Origin of the sequence: Blautia difficilis, assembly GCF_014297245.1 — a bacterium.
Taxonomy (GTDB): Bacteria; Bacillota; Clostridia; order Lachnospirales; family Lachnospiraceae; genus Blautia_A; species Blautia_A difficilis.
The window spans coordinates 1-19,975 of record NZ_JACOQG010000011.1 but is presented as its reverse complement, the minus strand read 5'-3'; the positions used below and the strand labels follow the sequence as shown (position 1 = coordinate 19,975).

The following is a 19,975-nucleotide window of genomic DNA, read 5'->3' as shown; positions in this document are numbered from 1 at the left end:
GTCAGCAGATGGAGGATTTATTAAAGGTAGGTGTGATCACCACCACACATGGTGTACGGGGAGAAGTTAAGGTTTATCCTACAACAGATCCGGAGCGTTTTCCGGAGCTGGATTATGTTCTCCTTGACACAGGCAGAGAAAAAAGAAAACTGGAAATTGAAAAAGTAAGATTTTTCAAGAATCTGGTGATCCTGAAATTTAAAGGCATTGATAATATCAATGATATTGAAATGTATAAACAGAGAGAGCTGTGGATTCCCAGAGAAGAGGGACAGGATCTGGAAGAGGATGAGTACTATATTGCAGACCTGATCGGTATGAAGGTAGTCCTGGAGGATGGCAGCAGCTTTGGAACCCTGACAGATGTTATGGAAACAGGGGCCAATGATGTATATGTGGTAGAGAACGGAGAAGGGGAAGAGATTCTTCTTCCAGCCATCAGGGAATGCATCCTGGATGTGGATGTGGAGAAAAATGTGATGACCATCCATCTGATGAAAGGATTAATCTAAATGAATTTTCATGTTTTAACACTGTTTCCGGAAATGATCGAAAATGGTATGAATACCAGTATCACAGGCCGGGCCATTGCCAAAGGACTTCTTTCTCTGGAAGCCATTAACATCCGGGATTTTGCCTTTAACAAGCACCAGAAGGTAGACGATTATACTTATGGCGGCGGTGCAGGGATGCTCATGCAGGCAGAACCGGTATATCTGGCCTATGAATCTATTGCCAGCCGCACGGCAAAGAAGCCCAGGGTGGTATATGTGACCCCTCAGGGACAGGTGTTTAACCAGAATATGGCCCGGGAAATGGCAGAGGAGGAGGATCTGATCTTTCTCTGCGGACATTATGAGGGAATTGACGAACGTGTGCTGGAGGAAATTGTAACAGATTATGTGTCCATTGGAGATTATGTACTTACAGGCGGGGAACTGCCGGCTATGGTAATGATGGATTCCATATCCAGAATGGTACCGGGAGTACTAAATAACCAGGAGTCCGGAGAGACAGAATCCTTTGCCGGAAATCTTCTGGAATACCCTCAGTACAGCCGTCCGGAGGAGTGGCACGGAAAAAAGGTACCGGAGGTGCTAATGTCCGGACATCATGCAAATATAGAAAAATGGCGCAGAGAGCAGTCCATTCTCCGCACTGCCCAGAGACGGCCGGATCTGCTGAAAAAAGCAGACCTGACAAATAAAGAATGGAATTATGTACGCCAGTTAAGGAAACAGATGAAGGAAGAAGAGGAGCAGACAAAATGAGAACAGCAGATTTTTATTATGATCTTCCTCAGGAACTGATTGCCCAGGATCCTCTGGAGGATAGAAGTTCATCCAGACTGATGCATATTTCCCTGAAGGATGGAAGTATAGAGCACAGACATTTTACAGATATTCTGGATTATCTGAACAAGGGTGACTGTCTGGTTATCAATGATACCAAGGTAATTCCTGCCAGATTATACGGACATAAGGAGGAAACAGGGGCACTTATTGAGATCCTTCTCCTGAAGAGACGGGAAAATGATATCTGGGAGTGCCTGGTCAAGCCTGGTAAAAAGGCCCGTCCTGGAGCAAAGATCACTTTCGGAAACGGAATCCTGAAGGGTGAGATCATTGATGTGGTAGACGAAGGCAACAGACTGATCCAGTTCCACTATGAGGGAATCTTTGAGGAGATCCTGGATCAGCTGGGAGAGATGCCTCTGCCTCCTTATATCACCCATAAACTGAAAGACAAGAACCGTTATCAGACCGTATATGCCAAACACGAAGGCTCTGCCGCAGCACCTACTGCAGGTCTGCATTTCACAGAGGAGCTTCTGGAAAAGGTAAAGGAAAAAGGGGTTAACATTGCCCACGTGACCCTTCATGTAGGCCTGGGAACCTTCCGACCTGTAAAGGTAGATGATGTGGAAAAGCATCATATGCATTCAGAATTCTATATTGTGGAGGAGGATCAGGCAAAACTGATCAATGACACCAAGAAAGCCGGTGGCCGTGTGATTTCCGTGGGAACCACAAGCTGCAGAACCTTGGAATCCGCAACCGGTGAGGATGGAATTTTGAAAGCAGGCAGCGGATGGACAGAGATTTTTATTTATCCGGGATATCATTTCAAAATGATTGATGGACTGATCACTAATTTCCACCTTCCGGAATCTACTCTTCTTATGCTGGTATCCGCACTGGCAGGAAAAGAGACGATCATGCATGCCTATGAAGTGGCAGTGCAGGAAAAATACCGATTCTTTTCTTTTGGAGATGCCTGTATTTTGATCTGACAGAAATATCCAACATTTGTTGGGTGGAGAGATCATACAAAGAACAGAAAGAAACCAGGAGGCAAAAGGCTTCCTGGTTATTTTTTGAGCTCAAAAATTCTTAATTATCTGTGTTTTCTACGTCTTCGGCATCGTCCGGATCATCGATGGCTTTCATATCGTCATCTGAAGTATCTGCATCCATGGCGTTCAGCTCATCCTCTGTAAGGGGCTGCAGATCATCTTCGAAAACCTCCTTGTTTGTAATATCATCCTCTGCTTTCTTGCCACAGCCGGACAGACCGATTGCAGCCAGAAGCATTCCTGTGAGTAAAAAATATTTGAATTTCTTCATAAATTTCATCCTTTCCATTTGGGGTTCCGTTATTCACTTATGAAATTCCTTGATGTCTGTAATATTAATGTAACCTTTTGTCATAGTATTATAACAAAAATGTGCCTTTATGAAAAGACTTATTTATTGACGATTATGTGAATTCTTTATATACTTTTAATAGTTGCACCCATTTCCGGGTGGCTTCTGTTATACATAATTTCCGGAAAGCTTTCCGGACAGAAAGAGAGAAAGTATATGTCTATACAAAAGAAACCTATAAGGGGAAGATCAGCAGCTTCAAGAAAAAGAAAGCTTCTGAGAAAATCCAGATATTACCAGAAGTCCTGCCAGAAGCTGTATCTGGCAGCAGGGGTTGGGATATTTGTTTTTGTCTTTATATTGATCCTGGCAGGAATCAGAGGATGTGGTAATTACCGCCATGCAAAAAAAGCAGCCTCAGATAATGTGGTTTCCATGAAAGCAACCCAGGATTCAGCTTCTGACAGCGCAGATGCAAAAGAAGCGGAGAATACAGTTACAATGTCTGCACCTGTGACTCTTACGTTGAGCGTGGTAGGTGACTGTACCCTGGGAACAGATGAGACCTTTGATTACAGCACCAGCTTAAATGCATATTACGAAAATAATGGAGCTGCCTATTTTCTACAGAATGTAAAGAGTATTTTTGCAGCTGACGATCTGACTATTGCCAATTTTGAGGGCACTCTCACAGAATCAGATGCCAGGGAGGACAAAACCTTTGCCTTTAAAGGCCCGGCAGAGTTTACCTCAATTCTCACATCAGGTTCTGTGGAAGCAGTTACCACAGCCAACAACCACAGCCACGATTATGGTGATCAGGGCTATGAGGATACCATTGCAGCGCTGGATGCCGCAGGAATCGTAAATTTTGGCTATGATAAAACTGCTGTTATGGATGTAAAAGGCGTGAAAGTGGGACTGGTGGGAATATATGAATTGAAGGACCACCTGGAGAGAGAACAGCAGCTGAAAGATAATATTGCCAAGGTAAAGGCTGAGGGCGCCCAGCTGATCGTAGTGATCTTCCATTGGGGAAATGAGAAAGAGACCTGCCCTGACAGCAATCAGACAACTCTGGGCCGTCTGGCTATCGATGAGGGCGCAGATCTGGTGTGCGGACATCATCCCCATGTTCTTCAGGGGATTGAGACCTACAAGGGGAAAAATATTGTGTACAGCCTGGGCAATTTCTGCTTCGGTGGAAACAGTGCCCCCAGTGATATGGACACCATGATCTACCAGCAGACCTTCACCATTGACCAGAATGGAGTAAAGACGGACAATGTGACCAATATCATTCCCTGCTCCATTTCCTCTGCAGCCTATGAGGGCTACAACAATTATCAGCCCACTCCGGAAGAGGGGGATGAGGCTGACAGGATCCTCTCAAAGATTAATGAGCGAACTGCTGAAATTTCCACTGCTGAGGGAACTACCTTTACAGCAGAAACCAAGAGCACAGATACTTCAGCCGATGATTCCTCTGAGGGTGAAAATACAGCAGAATAAGAATAGAAATTCATAATAAAAAACTCCGTAACAGATACAGAAAAGGTATCTTTACGGAGCTTTTTTGTGGGATATTCAAAGAATATTTATGACAGATCTTTCTGTCTGGTTCTGAAATTTATGACAGTACTTCGTTTTTCAGTTCCTCGCCGTTCATGTAAGCTCTGGCATTCTCCATAGTAGTCTCTGCAATATTGGTCAGTGCCTCTCTGGTAAAGAAGCCCTGATGGGAAGTCATAACTACATTTGGGAAGGAGAGCAGTCTCTGGGTGATAGAGCTTGGCAGGATCATTTCGGACATATCCTCAAATACGAAATCTGTTTCCTCCTCGTATACGTCCAGGCCTACCGCAAAGAATTTATGTTCGCGGATGCCTGCGATCAGGTCATCTGTGCGGATCAGACCACCTCTGGAGGTATTGACAAGGATTACCCCATCCTTCATTTTTCCAATGGTCTCTGCATTGATCAGATGCTTGGTTTCCTTGGTAAGAGGGCAGTGAAGACTGATCAGATCACTCTGGGCCAGCAGTTCGTCCAAAGATACATATTCCACGCAATCCAGGTTTGGATTTGGGAAAAGATCATAAGCGATAACCTTCATGCCAAAGCCTCTGCAGATTCTTGCCATAGCCTGGCCGATTTTTCCGGTTCCGATGATGCCGGCGGTTTTGCCGTAGAAGTTTACACCCATCAAACCGCTTAATGCAAAATTATTCTCGCGGCATTTGATATATGCCTTGTGAGTGTGACGGTTGGCTGTGAGAGCCAGAGCCATGGCATGCTCAGCAACTGCCTCCGGAGAATATCCCGGGACACGGAGCACCTTTATACCATATTTGTGGGCTGTTTCCAGATCTACGTTGTTGTAGCCTGCACAGCGCATAAGGATTAATTTAACACCCTGGTTATGGAGTTCTTCGATGATTTCAGTACCCAGGTCTGCATTTACAAAAGCACAGATTGCTTCATAGCCCTTGGCAAGGGAAGCAGTTTCCTCATGGATATTTGCTTCTGTAAATTTGATTGTGATTCCCGGGAAAGAGGGAAGAAGCTTTTCGAAAAATTCTTCGTCGTAGTTTTTTGTGCCGTAAAACAAAATTTTCATAAAAATATTCGCTCCTCTCTGGAAAAATAGATAATGGTGTGATATACTCACCGTGAACATCAGGACAGTAATAAAAGTCTGCCCCTGACATGATAATTATATACTATTTCAGACAATATGAAAAGAGGAAACAGGATAAAAATTATCAAGTATTAAAAAAGATACTGTTCACCGGTAATATCCCGCGAGGTGTTTTTTGTGAGCGAAGGTCACAGAAAACCCGAGACATACCGCGCGAATTTATGCGATTAGCATAAATTCTGTGCATCGCGAAGCGTGTTACTGAGAACGGAGTGAACAGTAGCTTAAAAAAGATACATCATACGTAATGTGGAGGGAATTATGCAGGAAGTATATGTGAATGGAAGCGAATTTGATAGTGCACAGGAGATTTTGGAATATCTGAGGGATGAGATTGGTCTGGATGCAGAGAATATCAATACCCTTTATGATGCACTGACAGCCGTAAGTGATGATACAAAGATCACCATGGATATGTCCGGGGTAACAGATGACGAGCTGCTGGATGCTATGGAACGTATGTCTGAGGTTATGGGAGATGCGGCAGATGACAGTGATTATCTGGAGATCACCTGTATCGAATAAACAGGCACATAAAATATAGGAAAATACATAGACAAAGTCAAAAAAAGGATTGCCGGTCCATTGTGGATCAGCAATCCTTTTTTGCAGCAGATCAGCATTCTCCAAGAGAATACAGATCCTTGTAAAATTCCGGATAAGAAATATTCACGCAGTCTCCCCCTACAATCTCCATGGTTCCGTCACAGATAGTTCCTGCCACAGCAAAAGACATGGCGATTCTGTGATCCAGATAGGAATTGATCTTGGCACCCTGGAGCGGTTTGCCTCCGTGGATGATCATACCGTCCTCTGTTGGCTGGATATCTGCACCCATACGGCGAAGCCCTTCGGTGACAACTGCAATACGGTCAGACTCCTTTACCTTCAGCTCTGCAGCATCGCGGATCACAGTGGTACCCTCTGCAAAAGCAGCCATTACAGCAATCATAGGAATTTCATCGATGAGAGTGGGGATAATAGAGCCCTCCACGGTTGTACCGTGAAGCTGACTGGAGCGGATCAGCAGGTCTGCCACCGGCTCTCCCTCCTCATTCACATTCAGAAGGGTGATATCTGCACCCATAGCCCTGCACACCTTCAGGATTCCGTCTCTGGTAGGATTGATCCCTACATTCCGAAGAAGAATCTGGCTGTTGGGAGTGAGAAGCCCTGCTGCAATAAAATAGGCAGCAGAGGAAATATCTCCAGGTACCTGGATTTCTCTGGCCCTTAACACAGGTTCCGGCTCAATGGAGGCAGTAGTACCCTGTGAAGTAACTCTGGCCCCCAGATAATTCAACATGATCTCTGTGTGATTTCTGGAAAGTACCGGCTCTGTTACACTGGTGATCCCATCTGCATACATACCTGCCAGAAGTACGCAGGACTTCACCTGGGCAGAAGCAACCGGTGACTGGTAGTGAACAGCCTGAAGAGGCTTTCCTGTAATACGCAAAGGTGCACATCCATTCCCTTTTATACTGACAATATCTGCCCCCATAGACTGAAGGGGAGTCATGATCCTCTTCATAGGGCGGGACTGGATGGAGGCGTCACCGTTTAACTCGCTGGTAAAAGACTGGCCTGCCAGAATGCCGGAGATCAGCCGGGTGGTAGTGCCGCTGTTGCCCACATCCAGAATTTCTGAGGGAGCGCTCAGACCGTGCAGACCCTTGCCGTGGACCAGAATCTCAGAAGCATTGCGCTCAATGTCTACGCCCATTTTGCGGAAACAGGAGATGGTGGAGAGACAGTCTGCGCCCTCCAGAAAATGTGTGATCCTGGTAGTTCCCTGGGAAAGAGAGCCAAACATAACTGCCCGGTGGGAGATGGATTTGTCTCCCGGTACAGTCAGTTCCCCTCTCAGCCTTGTCTGTTTTTTGATTTCCATTTATGTTACCTACCGTTCGTATACAATATAGTTTCGCTTTTTCAGGAGAGCGGCTCCCTTTTCCATGGAGGATCCGTCATAGAATTCGATCTTTAACACACCTTCCTCAAATTCCCGGTTATGGATAATGCCGATATTCTTGATACTGATCTTCTCCAGAGCCAGGATAGTGGCGATTGTGGCAATCCCTCCGGCCTCATCTGCAATATCCAGATAGAGCACATAGGCTTTCTTCAGGAGGCCGCTGTCCACCACATCAATGGAATCTCTGTAATCCCTGGAGTTTGCAAACATCTGGTACAGGCTCTGGGAATCCTTGTTATCCACAAAGCAGCGGATCTGGATCAGAAGACGGATATAGTCATCCAGCACATTGGAAATATTCTTATTATTTTCCACGCAGATCTGCTCCCACATGATAGGGGACGAAGAGGCAATACGGGTAATATCCCGGAAACCTCCGGCTGCGATGGTCTTCATATATTCCTGGTCACTGTCCAGCATGCTTACCAGATTTACAAGGGCAGAAGCAATGATATGAGGCAGATGGCTTACACCTGCAGTGATAAAATCGTGTTCCTCACTGGTCAGTACCATTGGAATAGCACCCAGGGAAGAAATCAGCTCTGTAAAGTCTGTCAGACGGTCCAGAGGAATCTCTCCTCCCGGTGTGATGATATAATAAGCGTTTTCCAGAAGTCTGTCGCTGGAGGATTCAAAACCGGTCTTTTCAGAGCCGGCCATGGGATGTCCGCCGATAAAGCAGGATTCCATACCCAGACGTTCTACCTCCTTATGGATGATGCCCTTTACACTGCCCACATCTGTGAGAATAGTATTGGGGCCCAGGTGATCCTTGAAATATTCCAGATACTGGACATTAAATTCCACAGGGGCACACAGGAAAATATAATCGCAGCCTGCAAAACGCTCATCATGTTCCTCGCATACAGCGTCGATCATATTGGAGCTTACTGCTGAGGCAAGCGTCTCCCGGTCCTGATCATAAGCCAGGATCCTGTAATCGCTATGGTATTTCCGGATGGTTTTGACGATGGAACCGCCGATGAGACCAAGTCCGATAAAACCGATGGTTTTCATAAGTTTCTCTGCATCCTTTCAAATAGCAATTTATCAGTTGCGCACACAGGGTGTGCAGCAATTGTCATTCTGTATGACTTATACAGAAACAGTCTGCATATATTTTAAGATAGATAGGAAAAAAAGTCAATCAGCAGCAATACTTTTACACATAAATAATTTAAAGCAATACAGTAAACAAAAACCTCTCTGAATGGCGAAAAAGCCCAGGTGATAAAAATGTCAGATAGTATTTTGGAACACAATAAAAAATATTGTTAAAATTACATAAAATGCTTGAAAATTACAAATAAATTTAGTAATATATAGACATATAGTTGCTGAGACAGAAATGAAAAAGATGAACAATCTGACTATTTCGGGGCTCAAACAGAGAAAAGCTCCCACAACAGCAGCGCATATCAGACAAACAGGGAGGTATTACAACATGGATGTATTTAGAACTGACCGAATCAGAAATGTAGTTCTTTTAGGGCATGGGGGTGCAGGCAAGACTACACTGGCTGAAGCAATGGCGTATCTGGCAGGAATGACCAGCAGGCTTGGCAGAGTTGAGGACGGCAATACTGTCAGCGATTTTGACAAAGAAGAGATAAAGAGACATTTTTCCATTTCCACAACATTGATCCCGGTACCATGGGATAAGGTGAAGGTCAATGTACTGGATACTCCCGGATACTTTGACTTTGTAGGAGAGGTAGAGGAAGCAGTAAGTGCGGCAGACGCAGCTGTGATCGTAGTCTCCGGCAAGGCAGGCGTACAGGTGGGAACCCAGAAGGCATGGGAATTATGTGAGAAATATAAACTTCCGCGTATGATCTTCGTTACAGATATGGACGTAGATGATGTCAGCTACCGTAAGGTAGTAGAGCAGCTGACAGAGCTCTATGGAAAGAAGATCGCACCTATCCATTTCCCGATCCGTGAGGATGGTAAATTCGTAGGTTATGTTAATGTAGTAAAACAGGCAGGACGTAGATTCATTGATAAGGCAGGTAAGGAAGAATGCCCGATTCCTGAATATCTGAATGAATACCTGGAGAAATATCATGAGATCCTTATGGAATCTGTAGCTGAGACCAGCGAGGAATTTATGGATCGTTACTTTGAGGGAGATACCTTCTCTGTGACAGAGGTTTCCGCAGCACTGGCTACCAATGTACAGGAAGCTGCTATTGTACCTGTATGCATGGGCTCACCTATTAATCTCCGTGGCGTATCCAATCTGCTGGATGATATCTGTGGATATTTCCCAAGCCCGGACAAGCGTTCCTGCAATGGTATTGCAGTGAAGACAAATGAGATCTTCGAGGCAAATTATGACTTTGCAAAAACAAAATCTGCATATGTATGGAAAACAATCGCAGATCCATTCCTTGGAAAATATTCTCTGATCAAGGTATGCTCCGGTGTTATCAAGGCAGATGATACCTTATTAAATGTAGAGAAGGGCGAAGAAGAACGTCTGAACAAGCTGTATGTACTGGAAGGCTCCAAGCCTATCGAAGTACCTGAGCTTCATGCCGGTGATATCGGTGCCATTGCCAAATTAAACAGTGTACAGACCGGCGATAGCCTTGCAACCAAAGCTACACCGATCATGTATCCGAAGGCACAGATTTCCACACCATATACCTGCAAGAGATTCAAGGCAGTGAAGAAGGGAGACGAGGACAAGATCTCCCAGGCACTGGCTAAGATGATGAGTGAGGACAAGACCCTCCGTGTAGTAAATGACAGTGCAAACCGCCAGAGTCTGATCTATGGTATCGGCGATCAGCATCTGGATATTGTAATGAATAAACTGAAAGAGCGCTACAAAGTAGATGTAGAGCTGAGCAAACCGAAGGTTCCGTTCCGTGAGACTATCCGCAAGAATTCCGATGTGGAAGGCAAGCACAAGAAACAGTCCGGCGGACATGGACAGTATGGTCATGTAAAGATGCGCTTTGAGCCATCCGGTGATCTGGAGACACCTTATGTATTTGAGCAGGTAGTTGTAGGCGGTGCAGTGCCGAAGAACTACTTCCCGGCAGTTGAGAAGGGTCTGCAGGAATGCGTATTAAAGGGACCTCTGGCTGCATATCCTGTAGTTGGTGTGAAGGCTACTCTTTATGACGGATCCTATCATCCGGTAGATTCCTCAGAGATGGCATTCAAGATGGCAACGATCCTGGCCTTCAAGAAGGGCTTTATGGATGCATCCCCTGTACTTCTGGAGCCAATCGTATCCATGAAGGTTACAGTTCCGGATAAATATACAGGTGATGTTATGGGTGACCTGAACAAACGCCGTGGCCGTGTACTGGGTATGAATCCTGATCATCAGGGTAATACTATTATTGAGGCAGATGTACCTCAGCTGGAGATCTACGGATACTCCACAGACCTGCGCTCCATGACAGGCGGAAGCGGAGAATTCTCCTATGAATTTGCACGCTATGAGCAGGCTCCTTCTGATATCCAGGCAAAGGAGATCGAAGCCAGAGCAAGCAAGGTTGACAAAGCAGACGAATAATAGAATTTATATACCTATGAATTAAGAAGAAAACAGACAGAACTATCTCAGAGATAGAGGTAGTTCTGCCTTTTTTTGGTAAAAATATCCTGTCCGGATTGACAATGGCAGGATAGATGATATACTGGACTCATATCAATCTCAGAAAGCAGGAAAATTAGTATGAAAAATAATAGAAAACTGGCTGCCCTGATACTGGCAGCTGCAATGACTGTCACCACACCCTACACAGCCTGGGGTGCAGATGTTTTTTCTGCAGGGGAATCCTTTGGGGATGGCACAGAGAGTATTCCCGGAATCCTGACTTCCATGCTGGATTACGGACAGGTGGGAAAAGAATATAAGGTACAGCTGCAGGCAGATTCGGATGTGAGGTGGAGTCTGGCTTCCGGCAGCCAGCTTCCCCCGGGTCTGACTTTGCTTCAGACAGGCCTGTTCTGCGGAGTTCCTCAAAAGGATGGTTACTTTCACTTTACAGTACAGGCAGATAACAACACAGGAAGAGCAACCTGTGATCTGGACCTGACGATCATTGAGGCAGAACGGCCGGAAGAGAAATACAGACTGACCTCAGAGAATTCTCAGATCGACCTGGGAATTTATGCAGAGGGACAGCAGATGAATCGGGAATTTTTCCTTCAGAATACAGGCACAGAAGCACTCCATGTGGGTAAGCTTCCGGAGAGCCGGTATTTTGATCTTTCCTATGCATATGGGGATGAGGATAGGGAGATCCCCACAGGAGCCTATGTGGCACTGAAGGCAGAACTGAAGAAAAACCTGGCCGCAGGAAAATATGAGGAGAATCTTACCTTTACCACAAAGGAGGGCGCTTCCTGCCAGGTAACCCTGAAGGTGATCCTGGGAGCCTCCTCTGAGAAGGAATATGATCTGACCGTAGATCATCCGGAGATATGTTTTACAGAGGATGATTTCTATGATCCGGAATTCCGTGTGGAAAAATATGTTTCTGTGCGAAATTCCGGCAAAAAGGAAACCAGAATCAGCGTGGATGCTTCAGGCCTGGAGCATTTTACAGTTGACGGCCAGAGCGCAAGGAATTCAGAGGATTTTGAAGAACAGGATGTGCAGAGACTACTGAAGCCAGGGGAAAGCCTCCAGTTCTATGTATTGCCAGGGGAGGAATACGGAACCTTTGATGAAACCTTTGATTTCCTGGCAGATGACGGCAGCAGATATCCGGTACATGTTACCATGAACAGAGAGCGGAATCCTGTAGAGAAGAAAAATCTGGAAATCACAGAAAATGACACAGCAGCCTTTCCTACGTTGCAGTGGGGCTACAGAACTTTGCCGGAGACCAAAACCTATACGCTGAAAAATGTGTCCGACAAGGATCTGGATCTGACCTTCAACCGCAGCCAGGGATGCAGTGTAACCCTTTCCGGTAATACCCGTCTGGCTCCCGGAGAGAGCACAGAACTGCGGCTTTTGCCTCAAAAGGGACTGGCAGTGGGAGAGCATTCCTTCCAGGTCACAGTTACTGCCAGAACTGCAGCAGGAGAGAAGACAACAGAAAATCTTTACAGCTCTTTCCGGGTAGGTGCCCGTACTTATCAGGGACTGACTGCTCCTGTGGAGCCTGTGACAGGAATTACCAACGGTGTGTCCAAAACAGCAGAGGCTCTTCACCTGCCTACACAGACCCTGGTCTATGGAGCGGAGAAGAATGGTGAGAAAACAACCTTTCCGGCAGGAATCATTTGGGATGTGGACGGATGTGATTATGACCCCAAAAATAAAGAAGCTCAGAAATTCACAGTAACCGGTCATCTGGATCTGGAAGAGGGGGAAAATAACACAGAGATGGATACCACCCTGCAGATTCAGGTACAGGTAGATGCTTATCAGGCACTGAACAGACCGGTCTTTGATCTTTATTGGGTTAAGGTGATCACCAACTATGTGCAGGTCAGCCTGAGGGACTTTTCCAATGAGGCAGAAGGATATGAACTTGTGACAGCTGCCACAGCAGAGGATTTGGAAAAAGAGAATTATACAGCCCGGATGACAGTACCTGCAGCCCAAATGGCAGAGGGTACCGTAAATCTGAAATATCTGCCTGCAGGCAGCTATCTTCTGTACTGCAGGGCTTACAGAACTGTGGAAGGACAGCCGGAATATGGCCCATGGTCAGAAGGCACGGCCATTGAAGTAAAGGCAGTAACGCCTGAAACCCCTAAAATCGCAAAAACACAGGTGAAAAAATGTGATGTCAGACTGACACTGACAAATCCCCAGAAGGTGGATGGCTATGATGTGGTTGCAGCCAGAAGCGAAAAAGAAGGGGAACCTGTAGATTATGTAAAGGTACAGACCAGATATTCCGGAGACAGCAGTCAGCTGATCCTGAAGGGACTGCCTGCAGGCACCTGGTATATTGGCGTGCACAGTTATACTTATCAGTCAGAATCTTCCACCACCAAGGTTCTAAGCAAATGGGCACCCTTACAGAAGGTTACCATAAAGGCAGGGGCAGCAGCCCAGGCACCGACTGTAAAATCAGTAAAAACCTCCGGTCAGGGAAAAACAAGAAACACAACAGTAAGCTTTAAGCTGCCCAAAGGTGCCACAGGAACAGACTGGGTACTCTCCAAACAAGTATATAAAAATGATAAAGGAGCCTATACAGGGGTAGGCAGCTACAACTACGTAGTAAAAAACCAGACAAAGAGCACCATCACCTTTGAAAAGGTACGTCCGGGAACCTATTACCTTACCGGCCACGCCTATACAAAGGGCTATGTGAAGAATTTCACCCGCTGGTCTAAGATCAGGAAAATTGTAATAAAATAGTAGGAATCGGGAAGGACTTACATTGACAAACGCTCTGTCATGAATTAAAATAAAATGAGTTTTTATAGGTAATGAATGGTTGCTGTACTTCTATTGGGCAGTGATCATAGTATGTTGGAGGAAGTATAAAATGAAATACCTGTTTAAAAAGATCGAGCCCAAGTGGCAGGCAAAATGGGAAGAAGCCAAAGTCTTTGAAGCCAAGGACAACAGCGACAAACCTAAATTCTACGGCTTAGTAGAGTTTCCATATCCAAGTGGTGCAGGAATGCACGTAGGACATATTAAAGCATATTCCAGTCTGGAGGTTATTTCCAGAAAACGTCGTATGGAGGGATACAATGTACTTTTCCCCATCGGATTTGATGCATTCGGTCTTCCTACAGAGAACTACGCAGTAAAGACAGGCACACATCCACGTATCATCACAGATGAGAACATTAAGAGATTCTCCAATCAGTTAAAGAGAGTAGGATTCTCCTTTGACTGGAACCGTGTGATTGACACCACAGACGAGGATTACTACAAATGGACACAGTGGATCTTCCTGAAAATGTTCGAAAAAGGTCTGGTATTCCGTGATAGAACACTGGTAAACTACTGCCCACACTGTAAGGTAGTCCTTTCCAATGAGGACAGCCAGGGCGGCAAATGTGATATCTGCCACAGCGATGTAGTTCAGAAGTCCAAGGATGTATGGTACTTAAGAATTACCCAGTATGCAGATAAGCTTCTGGAAGGTCTGGATCACGTAGACTATCCGGAGAACGTAAAACAGCAGCAGGTTCACTGGATCGGTAAATCAAAAGGAGCTTTTGTCAACTTTGATGTGGACGGAATCGATGAGAAACTGGAGATTTACACAACCAGACCGGACACCCTGTTCGGTGTTACCTTCATGGTAATCGCACCGGAGCATCCGATCATTGATAAATATGCAGACAAAGTTGGAAACATGGACGAGATCACTGCATATCGTAATGAGTGTGCCAAGAAGACAGAGTTCGAGAGAACCCAGCTTGTAAAAGAGAAAACAGGGGTAAGGATCCAGGGACTTGAGGGCATCAACCCTGTAAACGGCAAGAAGATCCCGATCTATATTGCAGATTATGTAATGATGGGATATGGCACAGGCGCTATTATGGCAGTACCTGCTCATGACCAGCGTGACTATGATTTTGCCAAGAAATTCGGCATTGATATTATTGAAGTAATCAAAGGCGGAGATATTTCCAAAGAAGCCTATGCTGGGGACGGAGAGATGGTTAACTCCGAATTCCTCAACGGATATACAAACAAAGCAGATTCCATTGAGCGTATGCTGGAAGAACTGGAAAAGAAAGGCATCGGTAAAGCAGGTGTTCAGTACAAGATGAAAGACTGGGCATTCAACCGCCAGAGATACTGGGGTGAGCCGATTCCGCTGATCCATTGCCCGAACTGTGGTGTTGTAGCAGTTCCGGAAAACGAACTTCCACTTCGTCTGCCGGATGTAAAGGACTTTGAGCCAGGGGAAGACGGACAGTCTCCACTTGCAAAGATTGACTCTTTCGTAAACTGCACCTGTCCGAAATGCGGCGCTGCAGCAAAACGAGAAACAGACACCATGCCTCAGTGGGCAGGATCCTCCTGGTATTTCCTGAGATATACAGATCCCCACAATGCAAATGCACTGGCAGATATGGACAAACTGAAATACTGGATGCCTGTAGACTGGTACAACGGTGGTATGGAGCATGTTACCAGACATATGATCTATTCCAGATTCTGGCATCATTTCCTGTATGATCTGGGTGTAGTGAACACACCGGAACCATATGCAAAACGTTCCATTCAGGGACTGATCCTGGGACCGGACGGTGACAAGATGAGTAAATCCAAGGGCAACGTAGTAGATCCGCTGGATATTGTAGAGGAATACGGTGCAGATACTCTCCGTACCTATGTACTGTTCATGGGTGATTACGGTGCAGCTACTCCGTGGAGCGAAAGCTCTGTAAAGGGATGCAAGAAATTCCTGGACCGTGTGGCAGGACTGACAGATATCCTCAGCGAAGAATCCGTATCCGATGAGCTTGAGATGAAGCTTCACCGCACCATCAAAAAGGTTTCCGGAGATATTGAGAATCTGAAATTCAACACAGCCATCGCCAGTCTGATGACCCTGATCAACGAGATCACAGCAGAGGGACACTTAAGTAAGGACGACCTGGCTATCTTCATCAAACTGCTCAGCCCATTTGCACCTCATATCTGTGAGGAAATCTGGGAGTTCATCGGTGGAGAAGGCCTGCTGGCAGTAGCACCATGGCCGGAATACGATGAAGGCAAAACCATCGCCAAGACCATTGAAATCGGTGTACAGGTCAATGGTAAGGTAAGAGGCACCATCGTAATCCCTAATGGCTGCGAAAAGGAAAAAGCCTTCGAGATTGCCAAAGCAGATGAAAGAATTGCCTCCTTCCTGGAAGGCAAAAACCTGATCAAAGAGATCTACGTGCCGAACAAGATCGTGAACTTTGTTGCGAAATAAGATAAAAACAGAATATCTGATGATCTGGGAACCATATGGTTCCCAGATATCTGAATCAAAAGGGAGCTGCCGTAAAAAGCAGCTCCCTTTTTGTCGAAAAAAATGTCATATAAATAAAAAAATTCGCAGAGTATGTTACTCTACGAAAGCTCTCTTTTCATTCAATCTTCACATATAGACAAATAATACCTCAATCTGACCTGATTTTCAAGTCTTACACGGAAAATACTGTTATATTCTATCAAATTTTGGAGAAAATAGCATGATATAGGGCATGGAAGAGCCCTTTTTTTATACATATTTTCACTTCTGCCAGACAGGAAAAGATGGGTAGAGGGATGTATTGCATCTGGATTTTCCTCTCTTTAAGCCGTCAGTATTCTGGTCAGATTCTCCGTCAAAAGCCTGGAAACATTGCGTAAAACCAATGCTTCCAGGCTTTTTTCGTAGAGTAACATACTCCACGAAATTTTCTGGAAGGAAGAAGGGGGATTTGCATGTGGTCTTTATGTCAGTGTGAAGGTCAGAATTTAGCGAAAATGCTGGAATTTCTTCAGACAAATATTCCTGACAGCCAAAGGACAGGACTTTACTTACCCACCTATGATTGCATGAAGAAATATCAGGGAGCCTGGCATATGGAGCAGAAACCAATATTTTCTCAGGCCTTTCTCATTGAGACTGCTGAAAAGGACAGATTGCAGGAACTTCTGGGACAATGGCAGCCAACGGCAGACATGAGCAAGAGCATTGCAGAGAACTCCATAGAGCTTCTACCGGAGCAGGAAAGTTTTCTCAGAGGATTTCTGGGAGAAAAACAGCATCTGCACATGTCCAGAGGACATATACAGGAAGGACGGACTTATATTACAGAAGGACCCCTGCGGGGAAAGGAGAAAATGATCCGCAAAATCGACCGTCATAAGAGACTGGCCAGACTGGAACTGCCTATGGCAGATGGAATACAGACACTATATGCAGGTTTGGAGATTTTTTCAAAAATCAACTTGTCGGCACACTAGCAAAGTGTCCGATGTGATTCAGAAGAAGGAGAAAACGTAATAAGAAGGAGAATATGAAAAAGTGTATAGAAAAGATACGGATGGATGGCTGAAGCATTGGGATTTTATCCTGTTGGATATGATTTGCCTGCAGCTGGCATTTGTGCTGGCTTATGGATTAAGTGGGTATGGATTTAATCCCTATCAGACCATGATTTATCGGAATATGTCAATTTATATAGAAGTGGCGGATCTTGCAGTCCTTTTTTTGCTGGGGACTCTGAGAAATGTGCTGAAGAGAGGATATTATCGGGAATTTCTGATCACAGCCTATCAGAGCATTGTGATGGGAGCTGTGTCTGTCCTTTATCTGTTCCTCATACAGCAGGGGCAGATGTATTCCAGACTGGCTATGATTCTGACATTTGTGCTGTATACTTTGTTAGCTTATATTACCAGAATTCTGTGGAAAAGATTTCTGCAGAGCAGGAGAAAGGAAGTCGGAAACCACTCCCTGCTTATTGTAACCACTGAGAAGATGGCTTCCAAGGTAATCCGAAATGTCCAGGAACAGAATTACTCCAGATATATGATTTCCGGAGTGGTATTGCTTGACCATGATCTGACCGGCCAGAAGGTTGCGGGTATTCGGGTGGTAGCCAGTGAGGAAAACGCTGCAGAATATGTGTGCAGGGAATGGATCGATGAGGTACTGGTAGTCACACCTGAGGAAATCCCTTACCCGGATAAGCTGCTGGAACAGTTTGCAGAGACAGGCGTGACCGTTCATCTGAATCTGGCAAAAATCAACAGTGAATCAGGCAAGAGACAGTTTGTGGAAAAAATCGGTAATTATACGGTACTGACGACAAGCATTAATTATGCTTCATCCCGCCAGCTTTTTCTGAAAAGATTAATGGATATAGCAGGAGGACTGGTAGGATGCATCTTAACCGCCATCCTGTTTATTTTTGTGGCACCGGCTATTTATATTGCTTCTCCGGGACCAATCTTCTTTTCCCAGGAACGTGTAGGAAAGAATGGGAAAAAATTCAAAATGTATAAATTTCGCAGTATGTACATGGATGCAGAAGAACGAAAAGCAGAACTGATGAAGGATAACAAATTAGGGGACGGAAAAATGTTCAAGCTGGATTTCGATCCCAGGGTTATCGGAAATAAGGTACTTCCAGACGGAACGCATAAGACAGGAGTGGGCGATTTCATCAGAAGGACAAGCCTGGACGAATTCCCGCAGTTCTTTAATGTACTGAAAGGGGATATGTCCATTGTGGGAACAAGACCGCCGTTGATTTCGGAGACCAACCTGTATGAACCGCGGCATAAAGCGAGACTTGCAATCAAGCCGGGAATTACCGGTATGTGGCAGGTCAGTGGGCGAAGCGATATTACGGACTTCGAAGAGGTTGTGAGGTTGGATAAAGAATATATTGAAAACTGGGATATTGGGTTAGATATTAAGATCCTTTTGAAGACGGTGATGGTGGTTGCGAAGAAAGATGGGTCGATGTGATTGTTTTTGCTAAAATTAGATAAGTTATATATTAATTAACAAATGCAAAGGGCAACAGGAAAAAGTGTTTTTGGAAAAAATATTGATGGAATATAAGGAGCGAAAAAATGAAAGTATGTTTAGTTGGATCGTCAGGAGGTCATTTAACTCATCTTTATATGCTTAAACCTTTTTGGAAAGATAAGGAGCGATTTTGGATAACATTTGACAAAGAAGATGCTCGAAGTTTACTTGAGGGTGAAAAAATGTACCCTTGTTATTATCCAACTAATCGTAGTCTTAAGGCACTTATAATAAATACAAAAATCGCCTGGAAAGTTCTTCGTTCCGAAAGACCTGATTTAATTATTTCCTGTGGTGCGGCACCAGCAGTTCCATTTTTTTATCTTGGCAAATTAATGGGAGCAAAATTAATTTATATTGAAGTCTTTGACCGAATTGACAAGCCAACTATGACTGGAAAAATGGTTTATCCTCTTGTTGATAAGTTTATTGTTCAATGGGAAGAACAGAAAAAGGTATATCCGAAAGCTATAAACCTTGGAAGCATATTTTAAATAAGGGGAGAAAACGATGATATTTGTGACAGTGGGAACACATGAACAGCCATTTAACAGACTGGTTCAGAAAGTTGATGATTTGAAAAAGAATGGTATTATTCAGGAAGATGTGATTATTCAGACTGGATTTAGTACATATAAGCCTCAATATTGTCAGTGGAGTAAATTAATTCCATATCAGCAGATGGTTAAAAACGTAGAGGATGCCCGTATAGTAATAACACATGGGGGACCTGCGAGTTTCATTATGCCGTTGCAGATTGGAAAAACACCGATTGTCGTGCCACGACAGCATCAATTTAATGAACATGTAAACGATCATCAGGTGGAATTTGCACGAAATGTGGCAAAAAGAATGGGAACAATTATTCCGGTGGAGGATATTGAGACGCTGGGAGATATTATCATGAACTATGACCAGATCATTGCAGGTATGGGGCATGGAATGAAAAGTAATAATAAAAAGTTTAATGAAGAACTTGAACATATTGTAGAAAAACTTTCGATAAATCAATAGAAAAAATAATGTTGTGTTATGCGTATAATTGGATTGAGGAGTAGTAATAAAGGATTACTTGTTAGTAGAGGATATAGAAGATGCCAATTGGACTGAATTTTCAAAGAAAACATCCACGTTTAGGATATCGTATTATTTATTTATATTATTC

General features: G+C 44.6%; 16 protein-coding genes. 12 read left to right on the top strand and 4 right to left on the bottom strand.

The features are described 5' to 3' along the window. The first annotated feature begins 8 nt into the window (after positions 1-8). Genes rimM through queA form a run of 3 tightly spaced genes read left to right on the top strand, consistent with a single transcriptional unit; the run spans position 9 to position 2,293 of the window. A complete protein-coding gene (rimM, locus tag H8Z82_RS08475) occupies positions 9-512 on the top strand; it encodes a ribosome maturation factor RimM (protein ID WP_173742994.1) in 504 nt (167 codons plus the stop codon). Continuing rightward, positions 513-1,271, top strand: coding sequence for a tRNA (guanosine(37)-N1)-methyltransferase TrmD (trmD, locus tag H8Z82_RS08470; RefSeq protein ID WP_186994883.1), 759 nt, complete (start codon positions 513-515; stop codon positions 1,269-1,271). Beyond that, on the top strand, positions 1,268-2,293 hold the full coding sequence (gene queA, locus H8Z82_RS08465) for a tRNA preQ1(34) S-adenosylmethionine ribosyltransferase-isomerase QueA (protein WP_019161358.1): 1,026 nt from the start codon (positions 1,268-1,270) through the stop codon (positions 2,291-2,293). The genes trmD and queA overlap by 4 nt, the downstream gene beginning before the upstream one ends. Positions 2,294-2,393: 100 nt before the next feature. Here the strand turns inward: queA and H8Z82_RS08460 are convergent, their stop codons facing one another. Further along, complete coding sequence (locus H8Z82_RS08460; RefSeq protein WP_186994882.1) at positions 2,394-2,627, bottom strand: hypothetical protein; 234 nt, start codon at positions 2,625-2,627, stop codon at positions 2,394-2,396. Positions 2,628-2,864: 237 nt separating this feature from the next. Here H8Z82_RS08460 and H8Z82_RS08455 point away from each other — a divergent pair, with 237 nt between their 5' ends. Beyond that, positions 2,865-4,160, top strand: a complete 1,296-nt coding sequence (locus H8Z82_RS08455) for a CapA family protein (protein ID WP_186994881.1) — start codon at positions 2,865-2,867, stop codon at positions 4,158-4,160. A gap of 118 nt (positions 4,161-4,278) precedes the next feature. Here the strand turns inward: H8Z82_RS08455 and H8Z82_RS08450 are convergent, their stop codons facing one another. Next, positions 4,279-5,268 (bottom strand): 2-hydroxyacid dehydrogenase, encoded by a 990-nt coding sequence (locus tag H8Z82_RS08450; RefSeq protein ID WP_186994880.1) that lies wholly within the window; start codon positions 5,266-5,268, stop codon positions 4,279-4,281. A gap of 342 nt (positions 5,269-5,610) precedes the next feature. Between H8Z82_RS08450 and H8Z82_RS08445 the strand changes: the two genes are divergently transcribed. Continuing rightward, positions 5,611-5,874: a barstar family protein gene (locus tag H8Z82_RS08445; RefSeq protein ID WP_019161362.1), complete on the top strand. Its 264-nt coding sequence runs from the start codon at positions 5,611-5,613 to the stop codon at positions 5,872-5,874. Positions 5,875-5,965: 91 nt separating this feature from the next. Here the strand turns inward: H8Z82_RS08445 and aroA are convergent, their stop codons facing one another. Continuing rightward, the gene (gene aroA, locus H8Z82_RS08440) at positions 5,966-7,243 is read right to left on the bottom strand and encodes a 3-phosphoshikimate 1-carboxyvinyltransferase (RefSeq protein ID WP_186994879.1); all 1,278 of its coding nucleotides are present in this window, start codon (positions 7,241-7,243) and stop codon (positions 5,966-5,968) included. 9 nt (positions 7,244-7,252) lie between these two features. Next, complete coding sequence (locus H8Z82_RS08435; protein ID WP_186994878.1) at positions 7,253-8,344, bottom strand: prephenate dehydrogenase; 1,092 nt, start codon at positions 8,342-8,344, stop codon at positions 7,253-7,255. Positions 8,345-8,771: 427 nt separating this feature from the next. Between H8Z82_RS08435 and H8Z82_RS08430 the strand changes: the two genes are divergently transcribed. From H8Z82_RS08430 to H8Z82_RS08400, 7 genes are all read left to right on the top strand, one after another. Next, the gene (locus tag H8Z82_RS08430; protein ID WP_186994877.1) at positions 8,772-10,862 is read left to right on the top strand and encodes an elongation factor G; all 2,091 of its coding nucleotides are present in this window, start codon (positions 8,772-8,774) and stop codon (positions 10,860-10,862) included. A 162-nt stretch (positions 10,863-11,024) separates the two neighbouring features. Continuing rightward, on the top strand, positions 11,025-13,679 hold the full coding sequence (locus H8Z82_RS08425; RefSeq protein WP_186994876.1) for a hypothetical protein: 2,655 nt from the start codon (positions 11,025-11,027) through the stop codon (positions 13,677-13,679). A gap of 130 nt (positions 13,680-13,809) precedes the next feature. Continuing rightward, positions 13,810-16,212, top strand: coding sequence for a leucine--tRNA ligase (gene leuS / locus H8Z82_RS08420; protein ID WP_019161367.1), 2,403 nt, complete (start codon positions 13,810-13,812; stop codon positions 16,210-16,212). 497 nt (positions 16,213-16,709) lie between these two features. Further along, entirely contained in the window at positions 16,710-17,234 is a 525-nt protein-coding gene (locus H8Z82_RS08415; protein ID WP_186994875.1) for a hypothetical protein, read from the top strand. Positions 17,235-17,295: 61 nt separating this feature from the next. Then, positions 17,296-18,747 carry a sugar transferase gene (locus H8Z82_RS08410; protein WP_186994874.1) on the top strand — a complete coding sequence of 484 codons (1,452 nt, stop codon included), beginning with the start codon at positions 17,296-17,298 and terminating at the stop codon, positions 18,745-18,747. 107 nt (positions 18,748-18,854) lie between these two features. Further along, positions 18,855-19,304, top strand: a complete 450-nt coding sequence (pssD, locus tag H8Z82_RS08405) for a PssD/Cps14F family polysaccharide biosynthesis glycosyltransferase (protein WP_186994873.1) — start codon at positions 18,855-18,857, stop codon at positions 19,302-19,304. Positions 19,305-19,320: 16 nt separating this feature from the next. Beyond that, positions 19,321-19,824, top strand: coding sequence for a glycosyltransferase (locus H8Z82_RS08400; RefSeq protein ID WP_186994872.1), 504 nt, complete (start codon positions 19,321-19,323; stop codon positions 19,822-19,824). The last annotated feature ends 151 nt before the right edge of the window (positions 19,825-19,975 follow it).

Bases quoted from the DNA above. Each gene is read 5' to 3' on its own strand.
- rimM (WP_173742994.1), top strand. From the start codon at position 9: ATGGAGGATTTATTAAAGGTAGGTGTGATCACCACCACACATGGTGTA.
- trmD (WP_186994883.1), top strand. From the start codon at position 513: ATGAATTTTCATGTTTTAACACTGTTTCCGGAAATGATCGAAAATGGT.
- queA (WP_019161358.1), top strand. From the start codon at position 1,268: ATGAGAACAGCAGATTTTTATTATGATCTTCCTCAGGAACTGATTGCC.
- H8Z82_RS08460 (WP_186994882.1), bottom strand. From the start codon at position 2,627: ATGAAGAAATTCAAATATTTTTTACTCACAGGAATGCTTCTGGCTGCA.
- H8Z82_RS08455 (WP_186994881.1), top strand. From the start codon at position 2,865: ATGTCTATACAAAAGAAACCTATAAGGGGAAGATCAGCAGCTTCAAGA.
- H8Z82_RS08450 (WP_186994880.1), bottom strand. From the start codon at position 5,268: ATGAAAATTTTGTTTTACGGCACAAAAAACTACGACGAAGAATTTTTC.
- H8Z82_RS08445 (WP_019161362.1), top strand. From the start codon at position 5,611: ATGCAGGAAGTATATGTGAATGGAAGCGAATTTGATAGTGCACAGGAG.
- aroA (WP_186994879.1), bottom strand. From the start codon at position 7,243: ATGGAAATCAAAAAACAGACAAGGCTGAGAGGGGAACTGACTGTACCG.
- H8Z82_RS08435 (WP_186994878.1), bottom strand. From the start codon at position 8,344: ATGAAAACCATCGGTTTTATCGGACTTGGTCTCATCGGCGGTTCCATC.
- H8Z82_RS08430 (WP_186994877.1), top strand. From the start codon at position 8,772: ATGGATGTATTTAGAACTGACCGAATCAGAAATGTAGTTCTTTTAGGG.
- H8Z82_RS08425 (WP_186994876.1), top strand. From the start codon at position 11,025: ATGAAAAATAATAGAAAACTGGCTGCCCTGATACTGGCAGCTGCAATG.
- leuS (WP_019161367.1), top strand. From the start codon at position 13,810: ATGAAATACCTGTTTAAAAAGATCGAGCCCAAGTGGCAGGCAAAATGG.
- H8Z82_RS08415 (WP_186994875.1), top strand. From the start codon at position 16,710: ATGTGGTCTTTATGTCAGTGTGAAGGTCAGAATTTAGCGAAAATGCTG.
- pssD (WP_186994873.1), top strand. From the start codon at position 18,855: ATGAAAGTATGTTTAGTTGGATCGTCAGGAGGTCATTTAACTCATCTT.
- H8Z82_RS08400 (WP_186994872.1), top strand. From the start codon at position 19,321: ATGATATTTGTGACAGTGGGAACACATGAACAGCCATTTAACAGACTG.